This window comes from Streptomyces sp. Go-475 (assembly GCF_003330845.1).
In the GTDB taxonomy this organism is placed as follows: Bacteria; Actinomycetota; Actinomycetes; order Streptomycetales; family Streptomycetaceae; genus Streptomyces.
The window spans coordinates 7,355,681-7,374,648 of record NZ_CP026121.1 but is presented as its reverse complement, the minus strand read 5'-3'; the positions used below and the strand labels follow the sequence as shown (position 1 = coordinate 7,374,648).

The 18,968-nt window shown below is 73.3% G+C and carries 19 protein-coding genes; 9 read left to right on the top strand and 10 right to left on the bottom strand.

The genetic code is table 11. From position 1 onward, the window contains the following. Nucleotides 1-42 precede the first annotated feature (42 nt). The gene (locus tag C1703_RS33565) at nt 43-2,061 is read right to left on the bottom strand and encodes a phage holin family protein (RefSeq protein ID WP_232840671.1); all 2,019 of its coding nucleotides are present in this window, start codon (nt 2,059-2,061) and stop codon (nt 43-45) included. 162 nt (nt 2,062-2,223) lie between these two features. Continuing rightward, on the bottom strand, nt 2,224-2,625 hold the full coding sequence (locus C1703_RS33560) for a hypothetical protein (RefSeq protein WP_031118186.1): 402 nt from the start codon (nt 2,623-2,625) through the stop codon (nt 2,224-2,226). A gap of 83 nt (nt 2,626-2,708) precedes the next feature. Between C1703_RS33560 and C1703_RS33555 the strand changes: the two genes are divergently transcribed. Further along, nucleotides 2,709-3,482 (top strand): MBL fold metallo-hydrolase, encoded by a 774-nt coding sequence (locus tag C1703_RS33555; RefSeq protein WP_114256359.1) that lies wholly within the window; start codon nt 2,709-2,711, stop codon nt 3,480-3,482. A gap of 29 nt (nt 3,483-3,511) precedes the next feature. Beyond that, nucleotides 3,512-4,132 carry a VTT domain-containing protein gene (locus tag C1703_RS33550; protein WP_232840801.1) on the top strand — a complete coding sequence of 207 codons (621 nt, stop codon included), beginning with the start codon at nt 3,512-3,514 and terminating at the stop codon, nt 4,130-4,132. Between the two features lie 86 nt (nt 4,133-4,218). On the opposite strand, the gene C1703_RS33545 is transcribed toward C1703_RS33550, so the two are convergent. From C1703_RS33545 to C1703_RS33530, 4 genes are all read right to left on the bottom strand, one after another. After that, nucleotides 4,219-5,271 (bottom strand): MBL fold metallo-hydrolase, encoded by a 1,053-nt coding sequence (locus C1703_RS33545; RefSeq protein ID WP_114256357.1) that lies wholly within the window; start codon nt 5,269-5,271, stop codon nt 4,219-4,221. Continuing rightward, nucleotides 5,268-6,515 (bottom strand): aminotransferase class I/II-fold pyridoxal phosphate-dependent enzyme, encoded by a 1,248-nt coding sequence (locus C1703_RS33540; protein ID WP_114256356.1) that lies wholly within the window; start codon nt 6,513-6,515, stop codon nt 5,268-5,270. The genes C1703_RS33545 and C1703_RS33540 overlap by 4 nt, the downstream gene beginning before the upstream one ends. A gap of 281 nt (nt 6,516-6,796) precedes the next feature. Then, nucleotides 6,797-7,516, bottom strand: a complete 720-nt coding sequence (locus C1703_RS33535; protein WP_114256355.1) for a hypothetical protein — start codon at nt 7,514-7,516, stop codon at nt 6,797-6,799. A gap of 189 nt (nt 7,517-7,705) precedes the next feature. Next, on the bottom strand, nt 7,706-8,500 hold the full coding sequence (locus tag C1703_RS33530; protein WP_114256354.1) for an RNA polymerase sigma factor SigF: 795 nt from the start codon (nt 8,498-8,500) through the stop codon (nt 7,706-7,708). A 241-nt stretch (nt 8,501-8,741) separates the two neighbouring features. On the opposite strand from C1703_RS33530, the gene C1703_RS33525 reads away from it, so the two are divergent. After that, nucleotides 8,742-10,538 carry a thiamine pyrophosphate-requiring protein gene (locus C1703_RS33525; protein ID WP_114256353.1) on the top strand — a complete coding sequence of 599 codons (1,797 nt, stop codon included), beginning with the start codon at nt 8,742-8,744 and terminating at the stop codon, nt 10,536-10,538. Here the strand turns inward: C1703_RS33525 and C1703_RS33520 are convergent. Beyond that, a complete protein-coding gene (locus tag C1703_RS33520) occupies nt 10,489-10,674 on the bottom strand; it encodes a hypothetical protein (protein WP_114256352.1) in 186 nt (61 codons plus the stop codon). The genes C1703_RS33525 and C1703_RS33520 overlap by 50 nt on opposite strands. A gap of 159 nt (nt 10,675-10,833) precedes the next feature. Between C1703_RS33520 and C1703_RS33515 the strand changes: the two genes are divergently transcribed. From C1703_RS33515 to C1703_RS33495, 5 genes are all read left to right on the top strand, one after another. After that, complete coding sequence (locus C1703_RS33515; protein WP_114256351.1) at nt 10,834-11,235, top strand: DUF2795 domain-containing protein; 402 nt, start codon at nt 10,834-10,836, stop codon at nt 11,233-11,235. An 84-nt stretch (nt 11,236-11,319) separates the two neighbouring features. After that, nucleotides 11,320-11,751, top strand: coding sequence for a CBS domain-containing protein (locus C1703_RS33510; RefSeq protein WP_114256350.1), 432 nt, complete (start codon nt 11,320-11,322; stop codon nt 11,749-11,751). Further along, nucleotides 11,748-12,440, top strand: a complete 693-nt coding sequence (locus C1703_RS33505) for a diguanylate cyclase (protein WP_114256349.1) — start codon at nt 11,748-11,750, stop codon at nt 12,438-12,440. The genes C1703_RS33510 and C1703_RS33505 overlap by 4 nt, the downstream gene beginning before the upstream one ends. Before the next feature lie 5 nt (nt 12,441-12,445). Then, complete coding sequence (locus tag C1703_RS33500; RefSeq protein WP_114257717.1) at nt 12,446-12,988, top strand: type 1 glutamine amidotransferase domain-containing protein; 543 nt, start codon at nt 12,446-12,448, stop codon at nt 12,986-12,988. Continuing rightward, complete coding sequence (locus C1703_RS33495) at nt 12,988-15,090, top strand: catalase (protein ID WP_114256348.1); 2,103 nt, start codon at nt 12,988-12,990, stop codon at nt 15,088-15,090. The genes C1703_RS33500 and C1703_RS33495 overlap by 1 nt, the downstream gene beginning before the upstream one ends. Before the next feature lie 98 nt (nt 15,091-15,188). Here the strand turns inward: C1703_RS33495 and C1703_RS33490 are convergent, their stop codons facing one another. Next, nucleotides 15,189-15,476 carry a DUF6158 family protein gene (locus tag C1703_RS33490; protein ID WP_114256347.1) on the bottom strand — a complete coding sequence of 96 codons (288 nt, stop codon included), beginning with the start codon at nt 15,474-15,476 and terminating at the stop codon, nt 15,189-15,191. A gap of 65 nt (nt 15,477-15,541) precedes the next feature. Here C1703_RS33490 and C1703_RS33485 point away from each other — a divergent pair, with 65 nt between their 5' ends. Further along, the gene (locus tag C1703_RS33485) at nt 15,542-16,642 is read left to right on the top strand and encodes a Vms1/Ankzf1 family peptidyl-tRNA hydrolase (RefSeq protein WP_114256346.1); all 1,101 of its coding nucleotides are present in this window, start codon (nt 15,542-15,544) and stop codon (nt 16,640-16,642) included. A gap of 21 nt (nt 16,643-16,663) precedes the next feature. On the opposite strand, the gene C1703_RS33480 is transcribed toward C1703_RS33485, so the two are convergent. Further along, nucleotides 16,664-18,283, bottom strand: coding sequence for an ATP-binding cassette domain-containing protein (locus C1703_RS33480; protein ID WP_114256345.1), 1,620 nt, complete (start codon nt 18,281-18,283; stop codon nt 16,664-16,666). Between the two features lie 53 nt (nt 18,284-18,336). Continuing rightward, nucleotides 18,337-18,879: an MOSC domain-containing protein gene (locus C1703_RS33475; RefSeq protein ID WP_198678342.1), complete on the bottom strand. Its 543-nt coding sequence runs from the start codon at nt 18,877-18,879 to the stop codon at nt 18,337-18,339. Nucleotides 18,880-18,968 lie beyond the last annotated feature (89 nt).

Here is an 18,968-nt window from a genome sequence, read left to right as displayed (position 1 = left end):
CCCACCAGTGTGGGAGCACGGCTCCGCGAACGCAGCCCAATTTCAGGCGGCGCGCTCCTCGCTCGTCTCCAGCGGCACCTGCGGTCCGTTCGACTCGCGCAGCCAGCGGCTCAGGACGCGGTGGACGTGCTCGGCGCCGACGAGTTCCGCCCCGTCCTCCACCGGCGCGGACAGCACGAGCGGCGACAGCAGGAAGGGCTTGCCCTGGGCGCCGCCGAGGCCGCCGTGCGAGCCGATCTGCTCCTCGAAGGCGAGGACTTCGCCGTCGGCCGGGTCGTGGAAGGAGTTCACCATGATGTCGGCGGTGTGCGGGAAGGTGTGCGTACGGCGGACCGCTTCGACCGCGCCCGGCCCGAACGGGGCGAGCGGGCCGGGGTCCTCGTCGAGGTCGGCCAGCGGGATCTCCGCTCCGTACGCGCCGAGGACGACACCGCCGTGCCGGTCGCTGCGGACCAGCAGGAAGCCGATGCCGGGGTGGTTGGCGAGGGTCGGCAGCAGCGCGGGGTGGCGAGCGTCGATCTCCTCCTTGCTCATCCGGTGCGTGACGTCCGGGAAGGAGACCAGACCGAGGTTGCCGGAGGCCAGCACGATCGGCTCCGAGCGGCGCGCGGGGCGGTGCTGCCCCTCGCCCTCCTCGACCGGGATGCGCAGGGCGGCGCGCACGGCCGTGCGGGCCTCAGCGCCGCTGCGGGTGCGCTCCGCGCGGCGCGGCACGGGCAGTCCGCAGCCGGCCCGCACCAGGTCGCCGAGGGTGAGGCCGTAGCGGGAGCGGAAGGTCTCCCCGGGGCTCTGGCCGTGGTCGGACAGCACGACGATCCGGTACGGGCGCGGGGCGTGCTCGGCGACGTTCTCGATCAGCGCGAGGGAGCGGTCGAGGCGTTCGAGGACCTTCTGCGCGTCGCGGCTCGCCGGGCCGGAGTGGTGGGCGACCTCGTCGTAGGCCACGAGGTCGGCGTAGACGGCGGTGCGCCCGGCGAGCATGTCGCCCATCACGGCGGCCACGACGACGTCCCGCTCGACGACGGTCGCGAAGGCGCGGATGAACGGGTAGAGGCCGCCGCGGGAGACGCGCGGGCGCTGCTTGCGCAGCCTCGCCCGGGTGGACTGGCCGATCTCCCGGCCCACCTCGGCGACGAAGGACAGCGCCGTGCGCACGGCGTTGGCCGGGTCGGAGAAGTAGGCGAAGTACCCGGCCCGGGAGCGGTTCTCGCGGCTGCGGCGGCGGGTGGCGATCGACAGCACGAGGGCCTGCTGCCCGGCGCCGCCGCTGAACAGGTTGCCGCGGGAGGCGCCGTCGACGCTCAGCAGACCGTCGTGTCCGGCGTAGCCGACGGCACGCCGCTGGAGTTCGGCGGCGCTGGTCGGGCGGTTGCAGACGACGACCTCGCGGGTGTCCTTCTCGTACCAGCGGAACGCGGGGACGTCGTGGTTGCTGCCGTGCAGGATGCCGAGCTGGCTGGCGCCGGTCTGGCTGGACCAGTCGGTGCGCCAGGGCGTGAGGCGGTGGGTGGGGCGGCCGCCGTCGCCGGGGCCGAGCCAGCGGGCGACGGTGGGCATCAGGCCCTTGCCGACCGCGTCCAGCAGGGTGTCGTGGCCGACGCCGTCGAGTTGCAGGAAGACCGTGCCGGGCCCGGCCGGGCAGGGTGGTCCGGACCGGCGGCGGCGGTCGGAGAGGCGGTACAGCCGGCGGCGGTAGGCGTCGTCGTCGCGCACGGCCAGGGCGGCGCCGGTCGCCGACGCGACGGCCGACATCACGGCGGCGACCACGACGGCGGTCTCCGGGGCGGCGGCGCCGCGCTCGGCGGGGTTCAGCCGCAGGGCGAGCGTGAGCAGCGCGCCGTTGAGGAAGAACACCAGCAGCCCGAGCACCAGCGCCGGCACGAGGAGCAGCAGCCGGACCAGCAGCGGCCACACCAGGGCCGACAGCAGTCCGAAGGCTCCGGCGCCGAAGGCCGCGGTGACGGCGATGTCGGTCGCGCTGTCGCCGTCGGCCGACCGGAGCCGGAAGTCCGGGAGGATCCCGGCGAGCACGAGCATGGTGACGGTGGAGACCGCCCACACGGCGACGCTCCGCCCCACCTGACTGGCAACCCGCCGCCACCGCACGTCCAGCCACCTCACGTCCTGGCCCGCCCCGACCGCGGGCCCTCCCCCACAGTCTCTCAATGCCCTGGAGGTGGCCTGCCGTGCCTCCGGCGTCCTTCGAGCCGGGGCCGCCCCCGCTCAGCGGCCGTCGTAGCCCGCCGTCGGCATCGAGAGCCGGCGGTGCACGCACGCCTTCATCGCCGCGTCGTACGCCGGCTCCGCGTGCCCCACCGTCTCGACCCGCACCCCGCGCCGCGCGCACTCGGCGGTGAACTGCTCGACGGACGCGAGCGCGCTCTCCAGGACCCGCCGGCTGGGCGCCACGAACAGGTCGAGGCCGGGCCGGACGCCGTCCCACAGCGCGCCGTGGTCGGGGCGCAGCCCCCGCACCAGCAACTCCCGGCTGACCACGTAGCCCCGCTCGGCGGCCCAGCGGGCGCACATCGCGTGCTGGCTGCGGGAGTCGACGAGGAACGGATCGTCGTCGAGCTCCTCCAGCGGCGTCAGACTCGCGATCGCCGTGACCCGGACCGGCACCATGGCGTCCCCCCTCACCTCCGGTTTCGCCGCCGACCCTACTCCTGCACGTAGGCTTCGGGGAGTCGCGCGAAGGAGGCAAAGAAGTGCCGGTGGAGATCACCTGGTGGGGTCACGCCACTTGCACGGTCGAGGACTCGAACGTACGCGTACTCACCGACCCGTTGTTCGCGCGCCGGCTCGCGCACCTGCGCCGCCGGCGCGGAGACCTGCCGCCGCCCGGCGCCCGGCGGGCGGACGTGGCGCTGGTCTCCCATCTGCACGCCGACCACCTGCACCTGCCCTCGCTGATGGGGCTCGCGCCGGGCACGCGCCTGCTCGTGCCCCGGGGCGCGCGCCGGGCCGTCCCCGGTCTGCGCCGGCTCGCGCACCTGCGGGTGAGCGAGGTGGCTCCCGGCGACGAGACACCGGTCGGCGACCTCGTCGTACGGGCGGTGCCCGCGCGGCACGACGGGCGGCGGCTGCCGCTCGGGCCCCACCGCTCCCCCGCTCTCGGCTACGTCATCGCCGGTGAGGCGCGGACGTACTTCGCCGGGGACACGGGGCTGTTCGACGAGATGGCCAAGGAGGTCGGGCCGGTCGAGGTGGCGCTGCTGCCGGTGGGCGGCTGGGGGCCGTACCTGGGCGAGGGGCATCTGGACGCGGGCCGGGCGGCGGAGGCGCTGGCGCGGCTGGCGCCGAGCAGTGCGGTGCCGGTGCACTACGGCACGTACTGGCCGATCGGGATGGACGCCGTGCGCCCCCACGAGTTCCACGCGCCCGGGGACGAGTTCGTACGGCTGGCGGCCCGGCACGCGCCGGACGTGGCGGTGCACCGGCTGGGACACGGGGAGAGCGTGCGCCTGGAGGGCGCGCGGTGACCTGGTCCGCGCCCCTGGCGCAGGCCGGTGTGCCTTTGCTGGCGGTGTCGGCCGTCACCCCGGCGTCCGTGGTGCCGGAGTCCACGCAGCAGGCGATCGGGTATCCGACGCTCTTTCTGCTCGTGTTCGTCGGGGCGCTGGTGCCCGTCATCCCGACGGGGGCGCTGGTGAGTTCGGCGGCGGTGGTCGCGTTCCACCAGACGGCGCCGTTCTCGCTGGCGATGGTGTTCGTGACGGCGTCGCTGGCGGCGTTCCTGGGCGACGCGGCGCTGTACTGGCTGGGGCGGCGCGGGATGAGGTCGAGGAACGGGTCGCGGTGGCTGGAGGCGATCCGGGCGCGGGCGCCGGAGGACCGGCTGGCGCAGGCGCAGGGGAAACTGGCCGCGCACGGGGTCGCGGTGCTGGTGCTGTCCCGGCTGGTGCCGGCGGGGCGGATCCCGGTGATGCTGGCGTGTCTGCTGGCGAAGTGGCCGCTGCGGCGGTTCTCCCGGGGGAACTTTCCGGCCTGTCTGGCCTGGGCCGTGACGTATCAGTTGATCGGGATTCTCGGGGGGTCGTTGTTCGACGAGCCGTGGGAGGGTGTGGTGGCGGCGATCGGGCTGACCTTGCTGATCAGTGTGGTGCCGAGTCTTGTGCGGCGGGTTCGGTAGCGCCGTGGGCGTACGGTCGTTCGCGGAGTGCGGGTGGTCTGTGGTTGCTCGCGCAGTTCCCCGCGCCCCTTTTCAGGTCGGTTCTCCTACAGCACCTTTGACGCGCCCACCGGCATGTCCCACAGGTTTTCGCGCGGCAGACCCGTTTTTTCCCAGGCCGCTCGGACTCGTGTGAGGGGTTCCAGGACCGGCTCGGCCGAGAGGACGAAGGTGGCCCAGTGCATGGGGGCCATCCTGGTCGCTCCCAGGTCCTGGGCCGCTCGGACCGCTTCCTCCGGGTCGCAGTGGACGTCGCTGAGCCACCAGCGGGGGTCGTAGGCGCCGATGGGCAGGAGGGCGAGGTCGATGCCGGGGTAGCGGCGGCCGATGCGGGAGAACCAGTGGCCGTAGCCCGTGTCGCCGGCGAAGTAGACGCGTCGGCCCTCCTGGTCGGTGAGGACCCAGCCGCCCCAGAGGCTGTGGCAGGTGTCGGTGAGGGTGCGCTTGGACCAGTGGTGGGACGGGACGAAGTCGAAGCGGACGCCGTTCAGTTCGGCCGCCTCCCACCAGTCGAGCTCCGTCACGCGCGTGAAGCGGCGGCGGTGGAACCAGCGGGCGAGTCCGGCCGGCACGAACACCGGGGTGTCGCGCGGGAGTCGGCGCAGCGTGGGGGCGTCCAGGTGGTCGTAGTGGTTGTGGCTGATGACGACGGCGTCGACGCGGGGCAGGTCCTCCCAGGGGACGCCCACGGGGGTGATGCGGGCCGGGGTGCCGAGGATGCGGCGGGACCAGACCGGGTCGGTGAGGACGGTCAGTCCGCCGATCCGCACGACCCAACTGGCGTGTCCCGCCCAGGTGACGGCGACCGTACGGGCGTCGACGCGGGGCAGGGGGGCGGGGGCGTAGGGCAGCAGGGGGATGTCGGCGAGGCCTTCCGGGCCGGGTCTCACGGCGCCCTCGCGGGCGAAACGGGCCATGGCCTTCAGGCCGGGGAGCGGGGCGGTCAGCCGGTCGTGGAAGGTGCGCGGCCAGACTCTCCGCTCGGCCAGCGGCCGGGGTTCGGCCAGGGGCGGGTACGGGGGCGCGAGCGGGGACGGGAGGGCGGGACCATCGGCTTCCCGGGTGGTCGTGCTCGTGGTCGACTCGGACTGCTGCGTCATCGAGGAGGCTCCCATCGCTGAGCGTCGTCGCGGAGGTCGTCGAAGACCGACTTCAAGTGGATCAACGCGTGGTGCACGTGCGGCAGTTCCAACGGCGTGGGTGACGTGAGGCATTCCGCGCGTTCCGTGTCGGAGCCGGCCACCAGCGCGCCGGTGGAGAGCCGCACGCGCGGGGCTTCGAGCTCGTCGCCGAAGCGGTGGCCGCCCGGCGCGGGCATGCCGAGACGGGCGGAGAGGAAGTCCTCCAACTCCTGCGCGTCGCCGACGCCGTGCGCGCTCAGCGCGGGGCGCAGCGGGGAGAGGTCGACGTACAGGTGGCGGCCCGCCTGCGGCGGCCGGGCGAGGGCGCCCGCGCCGACCACGGCGGCGTGCGCCTCGGCGGCCACGCGCGCGTGCAGGCGCACCGCCCCGGCCACGCGCGCGGTCACCGGCTCCGGTTCCGTCAGGGCGTAGCCCGCCGCCGCGGCGACGGGGGCGGCGACCCGGGCGTCGAGCGCGGTGAGGACGTCGAGCACGCGCGCGTGGAGGCCGTCGGCGTCCTCGCCGGCCGGGAAGCGGGCCACGGCGGCGGGCCAGCCGGGCGGGAGCAGGGCACCGGCCAGGTCGGTGACGACGGTGACCCGGTCGGGCAGCATCTCGGCGGGGCTGAGCAGCACGGTGTCGTGCGGGTCGTGCAGGGTGTCGCGCCAGGTCTCGTCGCTGACCAGGTGCAGGCCCTCCCCCTGGGCGGCCTCGACGGTCTCGTGCAGCAGCTCGGGCGGGGCGACGGTCGCGGTGGGGTCGTCGGCGACGGACAGCACCAGCAGGCGCGGGTCGCCGCCCTCGGCGCGGACCCGGCGCACCGTCTCCAGCAGGGCGTACGGGTCCGGGACGCCGCCGCTCTCCGGCGGGGTCGGCACATGGAAGGAGGGGCGCCCCAGCAGGCGCGCGTACGGCGCCCACCACGCGGCGCAGGGTCTCGGGACGAGGACGTCGCCGCCGAGGGCGGCGGTCAGCGCGAGCAGCAGGGCGGGCGCGCCGGGGCCGGCGGCCACGCGGTCGGGGTCGCAGCGCAGTCCGCGCCGGTCCCAGTAGCCGCAGGCGGCCTCGCGCAGGGCCGGGCCGCCACCGACCGGTTCGTGGCCGCCGCGGAAGGCCGCGGCGGCGAGCACCGCGGACAGCTCAGGCAGCACCGGCAGCCCGTCCTCGGGGAGCGGCGGCCCGAACCGGACGGGGCCGTGGCCTACCGGGTCCGTCCGCCGCATCCGTACCTCCGCAGTGCCTGGTGCCGCCGTGTCCTGTCGCCTTCGGCGCGTGCCCTGTCCGCTGCCCGGAGCTCCGTACGGTGCGACTCGTGCCCTCGGCCACTGAGTACCCAGGTCGCCACCGCCCCATGGGCACCCGGCCGGGTTGTGACGGTCACAGCATGAGCGGGCCGGGGCGGGGAAGCGGGGGGCGTGCGGGGCACCGGTGTCGCCGGTGCGCGCTGGTACGCGCCGGGGTCAGCGGTCGGCACTCGCCGGTACGCGCCGGTGCGCGCCCGGGGTCAGCGGTACATGTCGGTCTCGCGGTTGCGCAGCCGGTGCACGGCGGCGCCGCACGCGCCCGCGATCAGCACCCCGCCCGCGACCAGGGCCGGCACGGAGTCGGTGAAGGCACCGCCGTCACCGGCCCGCACCCCGCGCTGGACGGCCGCGGGGCCGCAGTCGGTGTGGTGCGGGACGGGGTGGTGCTGGTCGCCGTGCTGCGGGTCGCGGTGGTGCGGGGGCTCGGGACAGGGCTTGTGCGTGGGCTTGTGGGTGGGGTGACGGGTGGGGTGGTGGGGCGGCTTGTGGGGGCCGGAGCCGTGGGCCACCGTGAAGGTCGCGCTCCACTGCTTGCCCTCCCCGCCGGGCGCGGCCGGGCAGGTGCCGTCCACGGTCCAGGCGGAGTCCTCGCCCAGGGCGTCCGGATCGCCCTCGAAGTTCTCGGCGGAGGCGATGCGGGCCGTGCCGCGGTAGGCCGGGCCGGACACCTTGTCGTCGTTGCCGGTGACCCTGCGCAACGGCACGGTTCCCTCGTCGAAGGCCTGCGAGGTGGCGTCGATGGTGTCGGGCGGCGGCCCCCCGGTCGGGTCACAGCTGACCGAGACGGTGAGCGTGCCCCCGGGCTCGACGGTGGCGGGACTGACCTCGGCGGCGGGTTCGGCGAACGCGCCCGGCGCGAACCCCACCAGGGCGGCCCCGGCGAGAACGGCGACGGACAGGGCGTGCGGGCTGCGGCGCATGGAGGGGACTCCTTCGGTTGTCATGCCCCTTAGCCATGACAGCCCGCCCGCAGCGGGCCCGCGCGAAACCGGACCCCATTAGCGGGACAGCACCCTCCGAACGGGTGAAAGTGAAGCACCCCAGGGGCGGGTGGACGCGACCAGCCACAGACGACCGGCACCCGCAAACCGCCGGAAACCCCCACGGCGCTAGGCGACATCCCGCATGACCTGCTCCCGCACCCGCCCGCAGCACCGGCTGATCAGCCGGGACACGTGCATCTGGGAGATGCCCAGCTCCTCGGCGATCCGGCTCTGCGTCATGTCGGAGAAGAACCGCATGTACAGGATCGCCCGCTCCCGCTCCGGCAGCGCCGCCAGCCGCGACTTCACGGCCTCGCGGTCCACCACCGTGTCCAGCGCCGGGTCCACCGACCCCAGGGCGTCACTGAGCGAGTACCCGTCCTCGCTGCCGGGCAGCTCCGCGTCCAGGGACAGCGCCGTGAAGCTCTCCAGCGCCTCCAGGCCCACCTGGACGTCCTCCTCGCTCATCTTCGCGTGCGCGGCGATCTCGGCCACGGTCGGCCTGCGGCCGGAGATGGTCTGGGACAGGTCCTGGGAGGCGAAGCGCACGCGGTTGCGCAGGTCCTGGACCCGGCGAGGTACGTGCAGGGTCCACATGTGGTCGCGGAAGTGCCGCTTGATCTCGCCGGTGATGGTCGGCACCGCGTAGCTCTCGAACGCGTTGCCGCGCGCGGGGTCGTACCGGTCGACGGCCTTGACCAGGCCGAGGGCCGCGACCTGCCGCAGGTCCTCGAAGCTCTCGCCGCGGCTGCGGAAGCGTCCGGCGAGACGGTCCGCCATGGGCAGCCAGGCCTCGACGATCTCGTCCCGGAGGGCGTCGCGCTCCGGGCCGGCGGGCATGGAGGTGAGCCTGCGGAAGGCCTCGGCGGTGTCGGGGGCGTCGTCGTGCGGGTGCTGCTTCGCGCTGGTTCGAGTCGGCATGATGCGTCGCGATTCCCTTGAGGTGCTCTGTGGTGGACAGTCACCGCGGGAGCGCGTCGACGGTGCGGACCAGGGGCGCCGGTGACGGCGCGATACGCCGCTCCCACGGGCGTGCCTCCTGTCCGAAGCACTGAGGTGCGCCTGCCCCCGGCCCCCGCCCGCAAACCCGGCCAGGTTTTCCGCCGTCGCGCAGGGTGACTCGTACTGCTGGCTCTGTCCCCATACGTCCGGGAGGTCGTACATGAGCACCAAGGTCTCCGACCACGTCCTGCAGAGGCTGCGCGAGTGGGGGGTGGACCAGGTCTTCGGTTATCCGGGGGACGGGATCAACGGTCTGCTCGCGGCGTGGGGCCGGGCCGAGAACGAGCCGCGTTTCGTGCAGTCGCGCCACGAGGAGATGTCCGCGTTCCAGGCCGTCGGCTACGCCAAGTTCAGCGGCCGGCTCGGGGTGTGCGCCGCGACGTCGGGGCCGGGCGCGATCCATCTGCTGAACGGCCTGTACGACGCCAAGCTGGACCACGTCCCGGTGCTGGCGATCGTCGGCCAGACGCACCGCACCGCGATGGGCGGCTCCTACCAGCAGGAAGTGGATCTGCACACGCTGTACAAGGACGTCGCCTCCGAGTTCGTGGAGACGGTGACGGTGCCGGAGCAGCTGCCGAACGTGCTGGACCGGGCGATCCGCACCGCGTACGCGCGGCGCTGCCCGACCGCGGTCATCATCCCCGGCGACGTGCAGGAGCTGGACTACTCGCCGCCGACGCACGAGTTCAAGATGGTGCCCTCCAGCCTGGACCGCAGTTCGTGGACGGCGGTCCCGTCCGACGACGCGGTGCGGCGGGCCGCGGAGATCCTCAACTCCGGTGACAAGGTGGCGATCCTGGTCGGCCAGGGCGCGGCCGGGGCACGGGCCGAGGTGGAGCGGATCGCGGAGCTGCTCGGCGCCGGGGTCGCCAAGGCGCTGCTCGGCAAGGACGTCCTCAGCGACGAACTGCCGTACGTCACCGGCTCGATCGGCCTGCTGGGCACCCGCCCGTCCTACGAGCTGATGCGGGACTGCGACACGCTGCTGACCATCGGGTCGTCGTTCCCGTACAGCCAGTTCCTGCCGGAGTTCGGCAAGGCGCGGGGCGTGCAGATCGACATCGACCCGCACATGGTCGGGATGCGCTACCCGTACGAGGTGAACCTGGTCGGCGACGCGAAGGCCACCCTGGAGCGGCTGATCCCGCTGATCGAGGAGGGCCGCGGGCGCGAGTGGTACGACACGGTGTGCGACAACGTGACGCGCTGGCGCGAGGTCATGGAGCGCCGGGCGGGGCTCGACGCCCATCCGATCAACCCGGAGTACGTGGCCCGCGCCCTGGACCCGCTGCTGCCGGACAACGCGATCGTCACGTCCGACTCGGGTTCGACGGCCAACTGGTACGCGCGGCACCTGACGATGCGGCCGGGCATGCGCGGCTCGCTCTCCGGCACGCTGGCGACGATGGGCTGCGGAGTGCCGTACGTGATCGGCGCGAAGTTCGCGCACCCGGACCGGCCGGCGATCGCGCTGGTCGGGGACGGGGCGATGCAGATGAACGGGATGGCGGAGCTGATCACGGCGGCGAAGTACCGCCACCAGTGGGAGGACCCGCGGCTGGTGATCGCGGTGTGGAACAACCACGACCTGAATCAGGTCACGTGGGAAATGCGGGCCATGGAGGGCGCGCCGTCGTTCCTGCCGTCGCAGGAGCTGCCGGACGTGCGGTACGCCGCGTTCGCGCGTTCCCTGGGGCTGACCGGCATCCGGGTGGAGAAGCCGGAGGACGTCGAGGCGGCCTGGCGTGCCGCGCTGGAGGCGGACGGTCCCGCGGTGGTCGAGTTCCTGACCGATCCGGCTGTCCCACCGATCCCGCCGCACGCCACCTGGGACCAGATGGAGGCGACCGCCGCGTCGGTCCTGAAGGGCGACGCGGACCGGGGATCGATGGTCAAGCAGGGCTTCAAGGCGAAGGTGCAGGAGTTCCTGCCGGGGCGTGAGAAGAAGAAGTAGCGGCCGCGGGGGCGGGGGCGCCGGCCGGTTCGTGCCGGTCGGCGTCGTCCTGTGGCAGCAGCAGCTCCTCGTACCGGCCCAGCACCAGCACCACTCCGAGCATGAGCAGCGGGATGAGCACAGCGAGCATCGCCATGGCGTGTCCTTCCCCAGAGATGAGTGGGGGGTGTGATCCGGGTCTCCCGCAGGCCATGGCGCAAACCAGGGCGTACGGCGGTGATCCGGCGGGCCGAACCCGTGTCGGCTCCCGGTGTTCGGGTACGCGGTGCGGACCCCCGAAGGTCTGGAGGGAGACATGCAGCGAGGCAGCGACCGGCTGAGCGTCCACCGGGACGACGAGATGAAGCACGAACTGCAGGGTCTGCTCAGGTCCGGGCACCCCACGCGCAGTGAGGAGTGGCACGACCCGGAGCCGGCCGCCGAGGACGACCCCGAGGTCGCGTACGGGCCGGTGACGCCGAGCCGTCGGCCGACGTCCCTGGAGTCGGTGCGGCTGGAGCTGGCCCGGATGCTGGGCCGCAGGGCGTTCCCCGCGAGCCCGCGTGAGCTGGCCCGTGAGCTGCGCGGCCACCAGGCGCCCGACGCGCTCGTCGAGGCCCTGGAGCGGCTGCCGCGCCAGAAGCGCTACGGCAACGTCCAGGAGCTGGCCGAGGCCCTGGTCCGGGCCCGGGAGACCGGGCCGGAGGAGTACGCGTAGGGACCGCGTCGGGGGCATCGCGGGGCGCCTGTCGGCGCGCCGCGGTGCCCCTACCGGCGTGGGGAGCCGAGGGAGGGCCCCGTGATGGCCGAGTTGGTGAAGGACGTGATGACTCCGGGTGTGGTCGCCGTGCGCCCGGACGCCTCGCTCGTGGAGGCGGCGCAGCTGATGCGCACCCAGAACATCGGCGACGTGGTGGTGGCCGACGGGCAGGACGTGATCGGGGTGCTCACCGACCGTGACATCACGGTGCGGGCCGTCGCCGACGGTGCCGACCCGATGTCGGTGAGCGTCCGGGCCGTGTGCACGCCGGACCCGGTGACGGTGACCCCGGACGACCCGGTGGCGACCGCGGTCACGCTGATGCGCGAGCACGCGGTGCGCCGGCTGCCTGTGGTGGAGAACGGGCTGCCGGTCGGGATCGTGAGCCTCGGCGACGTGGCCGAGGCGGAGGACCCCGCGTCGGCGCTCGCCGACATCAGCCGCGCGGAGCCGGACACCCGGGGTGGTGCATGAGCGCGGACCAGGCGAGGGAGATCAGCGCCACCGGCGTCACCGTCGACGTCGGTGACGCCACGACCCGGTACCTGATGTACGGGCTGCTGCCCAGCTGGTTCGTGCCGGGGGTGGCCGACTGGGTGATGCACCGGCGCACCCGGATCGAGGAGACGGCGGGGACGAAGGAGTCCCTGATCCACTCGTTGATGATGGCCGAGGTCGGCATCCCGATCGCCCTCACCCTGCGCTACGAGGTCAACCCGCTGCTGCTGAGCGTGCAGCTGGGCGGCGCCGCGGTGCACGAGGCGACGGCGCTGTGGGACGTCCGTACGGCCGTCGAGAGCGACCGGGAGGTCAAGCCGGTCGAGCAGCACATCCACAGCTTCCTGGAGTCGCTGCCGTTCGGGGCGCTGGCCGCCCTGATGTGCCTGCACGCCGACCAGGTGAAGTCCCTGCTGCGCGGCGGCCGGGGCGACCCCGACGCGTGGCGGCTGGTGCCGCGGCGGCGGCCGCTGTCGCGCGGCTACCTGACGGGCATCGCCGCCGCGATCGGCACGTGCGTGCTGCTGCCGTACGGCGAGGAGCTGCTGCGGTGCGTGCGCGCGGGCCGCAGGAACAGCAAGCGCGAGAAGAACGACAAGAACGACAAGAACGTGAGGAGCGACGCGGCGCGCTGGAGCGCCGCGGGCTCAGGGAAAGGACGTTGAACATCATGCGCATCGCATTTCTGGTGGCACCCGAGGGCGTCGAGCAGGTCGAGCTGACCGATCCGTGGCAGGCCGTGAAGGACGCCGGGCACGAGCCCGTGCTGGTGTCGACGAAGCAGGGTGAGATCCAGGCGTTCCACCACCTCGACAAGGCGGACACCTTCCCCGTGGACGAGGTCGTGGGCGAGACCGAGCCCGGCTCGTTCGGCGCGCTGGTGCTGCCGGGCGGCGTGGCCAACCCGGACTTCCTGCGGATGGACGCCAAGGCCGTCGCGTTCGTCCGGGACTTCTTCGAGCAGGGCCGCCCCGTGGCCGCGATCTGCCACGCGCCGTGGACGCTGGTCGAGGCGGACGTCGTACGGGGCCGGACGCTGACCTCCTGGCCGAGCCTGCGGACCGACATCCGCAACGCGGGCGGCACCTGGGTCGACGCGCAGGTGAAGGTCTGTGACCACGGGGCGGGCAAGCTGGTCACCAGCCGCAAGCCCGACGATCTGAAGGCGTTCTGCGAGACGTTCCTCGACGTCTTCGCCGAGGCGGCCGCCTGATGACCTCTCCCGCCGACCGCAAGCAGGAGCAGCGCGAGGCGTCCAGGGCGGACGACCCGGCCGGCGGGCCGCTCACCACCGACCAGGGAGTCGCGGTCGACCACACCGACGACTCCCTGGCGGCGGGCGAGCGCGGTCCGACGCTGCTGGAGGACTTCCACTTCCGGGAGAAGCTCACCCGCTTCGACCACGAGCGGATTCCCGAGCGGGTGGTGCACGCCCGGGGTGCGGGCGCGTACGGCTATTTCGAACCGTACGAGTCCTGCGCGGAGTTCACCCGCGCGGCGTTCCTCCAGGACCCGTCGGTGCGCACGCCGGTGTTCGTGCGGTTCTCGACCGTGCAGGGCCCGAAGGGCTCGGCGGACACCGTGCGCGACGTGCGCGGATTCGCGACCAAGTTCTATACCTCTGAGGGCAATTACGACCTGGTCGGGAACAACTTCCCGGTCTTCTTCATCCAGGACGGCGTCAAGTTCCCGGACTTCGTGCACGCGGTGAAGCCCGAGCCGCACAACGACATCCCGACCGGCGCGTCCGCGCACGACACCCTGTGGGACTTCGTGTCGCTCCAGCCCGAGACGCTGCACGCGATCATGTGGCTGATGTCGGACCGGGCGATCCCGCGCAGCTACCGCATGATGCAGGGCTTCGGCGTGCACACGTTCCGGTTCGTCAACGCGGACGGCAAGGGCACGTTCGTGAAGTTCCACTGGAAGCCGCGGCTCGGTGTGCACTCGCTGGTGTGGGACGAGGCGCAGGAGTGCCAGGGCCGCGACCCGGACTTCAACCGGCGTGACCTGTGGGACGCGATCGAGGCGGGCGAGTACCCCGAGTGGGAGCTGGGGGTGCAACTCGTGCCGGAGGAGGACGAGTTCGCCTTCGACTTCGACCTGCTCGACCCGACGAAGATCATCCCGGAGGAGCAGGTGCCGGTGCGGCCGATCGGCCGGATGGTGCTGGACCGCAATCCGGAGAACTTCTTCGCGGAGACCGAGCAGGTCGCCTTCCACACGGCGAACGTCGTCCCCGGCATCGACTTCACCAACGACCCGCTGCTCCAGGCCCGGAACTTCTCCTACCTGGACACGCAGCTGATCCGGCTCGGCGGGCCCAACTTCTCGCAGCTGCCGGTGAACCGGCCGGTCGCGCCGGTGCGCAACAACCAGCGTGACGGCTACCACCAGAGCGCGATCCACTCCGGCACGAACTACTTCCCGAACTCGCTGGGCGGGGGCTGCCCGGCCCACGCGGGTGCCGGTGCGGGCGCCTACACCCACCACGCCGAACGCGTCGACGGCCACAAGATCCGGCGGCGCAGCCCCAGCTTCCAGGACCACTACAGCCAGACCGCGATGTTCTGGAACAGCATGGCGGGCTGGGAGAAGCAGCACATCGTGGAGGCGTTCCGGTTCGAGCTCGGCAAGGTCGGGGCGATGACCGTGCGGGCCCGTACGGTCGAGCACCTGGCCAAGGTCGACGGGGACCTGGCCGCGCGGGTGGCGCGGGGCGTCGGCGTACCGGTACCGGCCGGGGCGGAGACCCCCGGCAAGCAGGTCTCCCCCGCCCTCAGCCTGGAGTCGCTGCGCGGGGACGGTTCGATCCGGACCCGGCAGATCGCGGTCCTCGTCACCGACGGGGTGGACGCCGAGCAGATCACCTCCGTGCGGGAGCGGCTGGCCGCCGAGGGGGCGGTCGTCGAGGCGCTGGCCCCGGCGGACGGGACGATCACCGGCGCCGACGGCGAGACGTACGCGGTCGACCGGGCGCTGCCGACGGTGGCGTCCGTGCTGTACGACGCCGTGCTGCTGCCCGGCGGGCCGGTCGGCACCCCGCCGACGGCGGCCGACCCGGACGCGGTGCGGTTCGTGCGGGACGCCTTCCGGCACGGCAAGCCGGTGGGCGCGCTCGGCTCGGGCGTGGGAGTGCTGTCGGCGCTGGAGCCCGAGGGGCTCCGCCTGTCGACGGAGTTCCAGCGGGTCGTCACCGACCAGGGGGTCGTGACCGACACGTCACCGGGACCGGCGAGCGAGGAGTTCCTGGACGCGTTCGTGGCCGCGATCGCGGCGCACCGGCACTGGGGGCGTCCGCCGGTACGGCGCTGAGGGGCAGGGCCGGGCCGGATGTCTCCGGTCCGGTCCCCAAACGCGCCGGGCTCTGTTCCTCTGCTCCCGGCTTCCGGTCTGTCTGTCCTGTGAGGGGCTCAGGTGCCGGGGGTCGTGGGAGTCGCCGACTCCCCGCTCCCGCGCTCCCGGGCCCCTTCGCGTGTGCGGCCCGCGGCGACCGGGCGGCGCGGGTTGCGGCGCAGGAATTCGCCCTCCAACTGCGCCATGCGCTCGTTGTGGGCCCGCAGCGCGTCGTTCGAGCCGTACAGCAGCGTGTCGTGGCGCGTGCGGTGGATGGTCTCCAGCTCCTTCATGAGCTGCTGGTCGTCCAGCCGGTCAGGGTCCACTCCGGTCATGGTGTCGCCCCGCTCGTCGTGTTCGTTCATGTGGTCCGGGTACCCGCCCCGGGAGCAACTGAGCACTACCCCCGAGCGGCATCCGGGAGGGAGCCATGGATCTCGCATTTCTGCACCCACTGTACGAACACCAGGGGCCCTGGGCCTCTGTGTACGTCGACACCTCCCGGCACACGGAGGACACCCCCCATGAGCGGCAGCTGACGGCCCAGGCGATGGCCAGGGAGCTGGCCGCGCAGGGCGCGGACGAGGCGACCTGCCGGGCCGTGCAGAACGCGATCGAGGATCTGCGGCACTCGTCCGAACCGCACGGCCGGGCCCTGTTCGCGCGGGCCGGCCAGGTCGTCCTGGACCCGCCGCTGGTCCGTCCCCCGCAGGGCGGCGACTGGGCCGAGTGGGCCCCGCTGCCGCGGGTGACGCCGCTGCTGGAGCTGGCCGGCGAGAACCCGGTGTGCGTGGTGGCGTACGTCGACCGCAAGGGCGCGGACTTCGAGCTGCGCAGCGCGCTGGGCCGGGAGGACGCCGGGAGCGTCACCGGGCGCCAGTGGCCGGTGCACCGGACGAGTTCGGTGGACTGGTCCGAGCGGCATTTCCAGCTGCGGGTGGAGAACACCTGGGAGCACAACGCCGCGGAGATCGCCGACGCGCTCGCCGTGTGCCAGGAGGAGACCGGGGCCGACCTGCTGATTCTCGTCGGTGACGACCGTGAGCGGCGGTCCGTGTACGAGCGGCTGCCCAAGCGGCTGCACGACCGGGTCGTCCAGGCGCCGCACGGCACGGGCAGCCGGCTCCTCGACGAGGACGTCGAGCGGGCCCGCGCCGAGCACATGGCGCGGCAGGCCGAGGCGGAGCTGGAGCGGTTCCGCGCCGCCCGGAACCCGGACGACGAGGGCCGGGCCGGGGCCGTGGAGGGCGTGCCCGCGCTGGTCGAGGCGGCGCGGGAGCACCGCATCGACGAGCTGCTGATCAGGGTGGACGGGCCGGACGCGCACCGCGAGGTGTGGATCGGCGAGGACCCGGACCAGCTGGCGGTGCGCCGCACGGACCTGAAGGTCCTCGGCGAGCAGCACTCCTGGCCGGCCCGGGCGGACGACGCCCTGATCCGGTCGGCGGTGGCGACGGACGCGCCCGCGCTGTCGGTGTCCGAGCGTGAGGTGCCGGTGGGCGGCCTCGGGGCGCTGCTGCGCTGGAAGTGAGCGGGCGCTGCCCCTGGAGACCTAGCGCGCCCGTTCCACCCGGCGTTCGTCCCAGACCGGGTCCGGGGTCTCCCGGACCCGGCCGTCGCTGCCGAAGACCAGGTAGCGGTCGAAGGAGCGGGCGAACCAGCGGTCGTGGGTGACCGCGAGGACCGTGCCGTCGAAGGCCTCCAGGCCCTCCTGGAGGGCCTCGGCGGACTCCAGGTCCAGGTTGTCGGTCGGTTCGTCGAGCAGCAGGGCCGTGACGCCCTGGAGCTCCAGCAGGAGGATCTGGAACCGGGCCTGCTGACCGCCGGACAGTCGCTCGAACGTCTGCTCGGCCTGGTTGGTCAGCTCGTAGCGGCGCAGCCGGGACATGGCGGCGCCGCGGTCCTGGGAGTGCTCGGTCCAGAGGATGTCCAGGAGCGTGCGGCCCTCCAGCTCCGGATGGGCGTGCGTCTGGGCGAAGTGGCCGGGCACCACCCGGGCGCCGAGCTTCCACTCCCCCGTGTGCGCCACGTCGTCCCCGGCGAGCAGCCGCAGGAAGTGCGACTTGCCGGAGCCGTTGGAGCCGAGCACGGCGACGCGTTCGCCGTAGAAGACCTCCAGGTCGAAGGGCTTCATCAGGCCCGTCAGCTCAAGTCCCTCGCAGGTGACGGCCCGTACGCCCGTGCGGCCGCCCTTGAGCCGCATCCTGATGTCCTGCTCGCGCGGCGGCTCCGGGGGCGGCCCGGCCTCCTCGAACTTGCGCAGGCGGGTCTGGGCGGCCTGGTAGCGGGAGGCCAGCTCGTGGCTGACGGTGGCCGCCTGACGCAGGCTCAGCACCAGCTTCTTCAGCTGGGCGTGCTTCTCGTCCCAGCGCCTGCGCAACTCCTCGAAACGGGCGAAGCGTTCGCGGCGGGCCTCGTGGTAGGTGGCGAAGCCGCCGCCGTGCACCCAGGCGTCGGCGCCGGCGGGGCCGGGCTCCAGGGAGACGATCCGCTGGGCGGCGCGGGCGAGGAGTTCGCGGTCGTGGGAGACGAAGAGGACGGTCTTGCGGGTCTCGGCGAGGCGTTCCTCCAGCCAGCGCTTGCCGGGGACGTCGAGGTAGTTGTCGGGCTCGTCGAGGAGGAGGACCTCGTCGGTGCCGCGCAGGAGCGCCTCCAGGACGAGGCGTTTCTGCTCACCGCCGGAGAGGGTGCGGACCTGGCGCCACTGCGCCTTGTCGTACGGGATGCCGAGCGCGGCCGTGGTGCACATGTCCCACAGCGTCTCGGCCTCGTAGCCGCGGGCCTCGGCCCAGTCGGCGAGCGCCTGGGCGTACTTCAGTTGCGCGGCCTCGTCGTCGACGGTCATGAGGGCGTGCTCGGCGGCGTCCACGGCACGGGCCGCGTCGCGGATGCGGGGCGTCGCGACGGACACGAGGAGGTCCCGTACGGTCGTCTCGTCGCGTACGGATCCGATGAACTGCCGCATCACGCCCAGGCCGCCGCCGACGGTGACGGATCCGCCGTGCGGCCGGATCTCGCCGGCGAGCATGCGGAGCAGGGTGGTCTTGCCGGCGCCGTTGGGCCCCACGAGGGCGACCACGGCGCCCTCCCCCACCCGGAAGGACACATCACCCAGCAAGGCCCGTCCGTCGGGCAGGTGGTACTCCAGGTGTGCGGCTTCGAGGTGACCCATGCCCGCGATTCTCCGTGGCGCCGCACACGCCGGGCAAACGCATTTCCGAACGGTCAGACCCGCTCCAGCGGCCGGTGCGGCTCGGCGGGCGGTTCCGCCTCGATCCGGTCGCCGGGGCGCACCACGCCCCCTTCCCGCACCACGCTCATGATCCCGGCCTTGCGCACGACGTTCCCCGCCTCGTCCCGGCCGACGACCCGCTTCAGCAGCCCGCCCCGGAAGGCGTCGATCTGCGCGCAGGGATTGCGCAGGCCGGTGACCTCCAGGACCGCGGAGTCGCCGATGCGCAGCAGCGTGCCGGTCGGGAGGCCCAGCAGGTCGACGCCCGCCGTGGTGATGTTCTCGCCCAGCTGACCGGGAGCCACCTCGAAGCCGTCCTCGGCGACCTCGGCGAAGAGCTCCTCGTGCATGAGGTGGACCTGGCGCAGGTTCGGCTGCGTGGGGTCCTGCGCGACGCGCGAGCGGTGCTTGACCGTGACCCCGGCGTGCACGTCCCCCTCCACCCCGAGGCCGGCGAGCAGGGTGATGCTGTCCCGGTTGGGCTTGGTGAACGAGTACTCCCCGTTGCTGCTGACCGCCGTCACGCGCCCGCTCATGTCGTCGTCTCCCCCTGTCCGGCCACCATGATCAGCCACGAGCTTGCCCGGCGGCGGCCGGTGTGTCCACCCCCCGCCGGGTACCCGCA

Excerpts from the sequence above, each read along its gene's own strand:
- C1703_RS33560 (WP_031118186.1), bottom strand. The coding sequence starts at position 2,625 with ATGGTGCCGGTCCGGGTCACGGCGATCGCGAGTCTGACGCCGCTGGAG.
- C1703_RS33545 (WP_114256357.1), bottom strand. The coding sequence starts at position 5,271 with ATGACGCAGCAGTCCGAGTCGACCACGAGCACGACCACCCGGGAAGCC.
- C1703_RS33540 (WP_114256356.1), bottom strand. The coding sequence starts at position 6,515 with ATGCGGCGGACGGACCCGGTAGGCCACGGCCCCGTCCGGTTCGGGCCG.
- C1703_RS33535 (WP_114256355.1), bottom strand. The coding sequence starts at position 7,516 with ATGCGCCGCAGCCCGCACGCCCTGTCCGTCGCCGTTCTCGCCGGGGCC.
- C1703_RS33530 (WP_114256354.1), bottom strand. The coding sequence starts at position 8,500 with ATGCCGACTCGAACCAGCGCGAAGCAGCACCCGCACGACGACGCCCCC.
- C1703_RS33525 (WP_114256353.1), top strand. The coding sequence starts at position 8,742 with ATGAGCACCAAGGTCTCCGACCACGTCCTGCAGAGGCTGCGCGAGTGG.
- C1703_RS33520 (WP_114256352.1), bottom strand. The coding sequence starts at position 10,674 with ATGGCGATGCTCGCTGTGCTCATCCCGCTGCTCATGCTCGGAGTGGTG.
- C1703_RS33515 (WP_114256351.1), top strand. The coding sequence starts at position 10,834 with ATGCAGCGAGGCAGCGACCGGCTGAGCGTCCACCGGGACGACGAGATG.
- C1703_RS33510 (WP_114256350.1), top strand. The coding sequence starts at position 11,320 with ATGGCCGAGTTGGTGAAGGACGTGATGACTCCGGGTGTGGTCGCCGTG.
- C1703_RS33505 (WP_114256349.1), top strand. The coding sequence starts at position 11,748 with ATGAGCGCGGACCAGGCGAGGGAGATCAGCGCCACCGGCGTCACCGTC.
- C1703_RS33500 (WP_114257717.1), top strand. The coding sequence starts at position 12,446 with ATGCGCATCGCATTTCTGGTGGCACCCGAGGGCGTCGAGCAGGTCGAG.
- C1703_RS33495 (WP_114256348.1), top strand. The coding sequence starts at position 12,988 with ATGACCTCTCCCGCCGACCGCAAGCAGGAGCAGCGCGAGGCGTCCAGG.
- C1703_RS33490 (WP_114256347.1), bottom strand. The coding sequence starts at position 15,476 with ATGAACGAACACGACGAGCGGGGCGACACCATGACCGGAGTGGACCCT.
- C1703_RS33485 (WP_114256346.1), top strand. The coding sequence starts at position 15,542 with ATGGATCTCGCATTTCTGCACCCACTGTACGAACACCAGGGGCCCTGG.
- C1703_RS33480 (WP_114256345.1), bottom strand. The coding sequence starts at position 18,283 with ATGGGTCACCTCGAAGCCGCACACCTGGAGTACCACCTGCCCGACGGA.
- C1703_RS33475 (WP_198678342.1), bottom strand. The coding sequence starts at position 18,879 with ATGAGCGGGCGCGTGACGGCGGTCAGCAGCAACGGGGAGTACTCGTTC.